Origin of the sequence: Bullifex sp. (assembly GCF_034103065.1) — a bacterium.
In the GTDB taxonomy this organism is placed as follows: domain Bacteria; phylum Spirochaetota; class Spirochaetia; order Sphaerochaetales; family Sphaerochaetaceae; genus Bullifex.
This window is the reverse complement of sequence record NZ_JAXEGN010000254.1, coordinates 1-2584: the sequence shown is the minus strand read 5'-3', so window position 1 is coordinate 2584 and position 2584 is coordinate 1. Positions and strand designations below refer to the sequence as shown.

General features: G+C 34.8%; 4 protein-coding genes. All 4 read left to right on the top strand.

Annotated elements, in window-relative coordinates; genetic code table 11:
- Positions 1 to 555: hypothetical protein (locus SOY52_RS09745; protein ID WP_320848764.1), on the top strand; the 555-nt coding region annotated here is incomplete at its 5' end.
- The gene (locus SOY52_RS09740; protein ID WP_320848763.1) at positions 539 to 1195 is read left to right on the top strand and encodes a redox-sensing transcriptional repressor Rex; all 657 of its coding nucleotides are present in this window, start codon (positions 539 to 541) and stop codon (positions 1193 to 1195) included. The genes SOY52_RS09745 and SOY52_RS09740, both read left to right, overlap by 17 nt.
- A 211-nt stretch (positions 1196 to 1406) precedes the next feature.
- Positions 1407 to 1658 carry a (2Fe-2S) ferredoxin domain-containing protein gene (locus SOY52_RS09735; RefSeq protein WP_320848762.1) on the top strand — a complete coding sequence of 84 codons (252 nt, stop codon included), beginning with the start codon at positions 1407 to 1409 and terminating at the stop codon, positions 1656 to 1658.
- Positions 1659 to 1660: 2 nt separating this feature from the next.
- On the top strand, positions 1661 to 2584 hold a 924-nt coding region (locus SOY52_RS09730), incomplete at its 3' end, for a [Fe-Fe] hydrogenase large subunit C-terminal domain-containing protein (protein ID WP_320848761.1).

The following is a 2584-nucleotide window of genomic DNA, read 5'->3' as shown; positions in this document are numbered from 1 at the left end:
GGGACCTGTAGGATTGTTCAAAGAAACCATAAAATTATTTCAGATTCAACAAAGCCTACTATTTTTATTGGTAAAAAGGATCACCCTGAAACTATTTCAACAATGGCTTATTCAAAGCAACCTTGTACATTAATCTCTACTGTTGACGACCTTGATTTGTTATCAAGCAATATCACCTATAATGCAGTAGTTCAGACAACTTACTCCTCTAATTTAGTAGAAGAAATAAGGAAGGCAATTGATGAGCGTAATTTACATGTCAACATATTAACAGATATTTGCAATTCTTCTAAGAGAAGAAGAGATGCTGTAAAAAAATTATGTGAATCCTGTGATACAATTGTTATAATTGGTGATAAACATAGTGCGAATTCTCAAGGTCTTAAAAAGATTGCCGAAAATGAAGGTGTAAAAGCTTTTTTAATTAGTGATGAAAAAGATATTACGTCTGAAATCTTAGCTTCAAAGCGTATTGGACTTAGCGCTGGTGCATCTGTCCCTATGACTGTGATAAAAAGGGTTAGGAGGTGTTTAATTGATGGAGAAGCAACTTAATCTACCGATTCCAACGGTCAAGAGGTTTCCTTCTTATTTAAGGATACTTCATCAATATCATGAAAAAGGTGAGGAGTTTATATCTGCAACTGTATTGGCTGATGAGTTAGGATTAAAGCCAATTCAGGTTAGAAAAGATATTTCATATACAGGAATTGAAGGTAAACCTAAAGTTGGCTTCGAAATAAAAGAACTTGTTAAAGTATTAAATCATGTACTTGGTTGGGATAATACTAATGAGGCAATAATAATAGGTGCCGGAAATCTTGGTTCTGCTCTTGCATGTTATAATGGCTTTAAGGCTTATGGGCTTAGCATGGTAGGACTTTTTGATAGTGATGAAGCAAAGATTGGAAAGCAGGTTGGAGCGTTAAAGGTAATGCCAAGCTCTGAGATTGCAAACTTTATCCATGAAAAGCGTATTGTAATAGCTGTAATTACAGTTCCTGCAAAAGTTGCACAAAAAGTGGCAGATGATATTATCAGCCAAGGAATTAAAGCTATTTGGAACTTTGCCCCGATAGATTTAAAGGTTCCAAGTTCTGTTGCTTTGCAAAGAACTGATTTAGCAACTGCTTTAGCAGTATTATCTGTAAAGATGCAGAATAAGCTTGAGTCCTCTGAAGAAGATTTAAGCTAAAATTATTAAGTTTTTTGCATTTTCATATTACCACTAAATATATTAGTATTGTCGTGTTTTAAAATAATGTGAACACGATAATATTAATTAAATAAAACTATATTTTTCTAATAACTAATTACCATATTATATTCATTATCTGTTTGCAATATGACATTTTATTGACTAACCAACTCTACTGGGGTAAGCTTTAATGTGAGGTAAATTAATAATGGATGGGATTATCACAGTAGAGCTCTGTATGGGATCAAGTTGCTTTGCAAGAGGCAATAGCGAGAACCTTCAGGCAATTGAGTCGTTTTTGTCAGAAAATGGATTGTCTGACAGAGTGGAGCTAGTAGGACATCTATGCCTTGGAAGGTGCAATGAAGGGCCTAATTTAAGGATTGCGGGAAAGGATTATTCTGGCCTTACTCCTGATTGTGTAGTTGATATCCTTCGAAAAGAATTAGAGGAGAAATAGCAATGGTATATCCAGTTTATACCGAAACAACATATTGCCGCGACTGTTATAAATGTGTAAGAAGCTGTCCGGTAAAAGCAATCCAAATTAAAGATGGAAGTGCTGTTATCATAAAAGATCGTTGTATATTTTGTGGTAAGTGTGTAGATATTTGTCCTAATAGTGCAAAAAAGATTAGAAGTGATCTCTCTCGTGCACAGATGTTAATCAAAACAAAAAAGAGAGTATTTTGTTCCCTCGCACCATCATTTGCTGCTGAGTTTGCAGGTCAAGAAGAACAATTACTTACAGCCTTAATTCAATTAGGTTTTTCTGATATTTCTGAAACAGCTATTGGAGCTTCAATTGTATCTGCTGTAATTGATCTTTATGCAAAAGAACACGACGGAAAGTGCCCTTGGATTAGTACTGCATGTCCTTCAGTAGTTGAACTTGTAAGAAAATACTATCCTAAAGCTGTAGATCGTTTAGCAAAGGTTCCTTCACCACTTCAAACCCATTGTGCTTATTTAAGAAAAATCTATGGTGATGATATTGCAATTGTATTTGTTGGACCATGTATTGCTAAGAAAAATGAGGCAGATTCAACACCAGGTTATCCTAATATAGCAATTACATTTGATGAATTAAGAGCTTGGTTTAAGGAAGAGCGTATTGACCTTAATACTATTGAGTGTAAAGAAAAGATTTATTTCTCACCAGCTAAGGCTGGCATTTCAACTTACTACCCAGTTGAAAGAGGTCAAATTATTACCTCAAAACTTTGGGGTGATAAATCATTTTGTCGTGATGCTCTTGCCCTTTCTGGAGTTAATGAAATACATGATGTATTAGCACAAGGTAGTGCTAATGACCCATTCTTAGAGCTGTTAGGTTGTGAAGGTGGATGTATTAACGGTCCTGTATCTGATAAAAGTAAATCACTC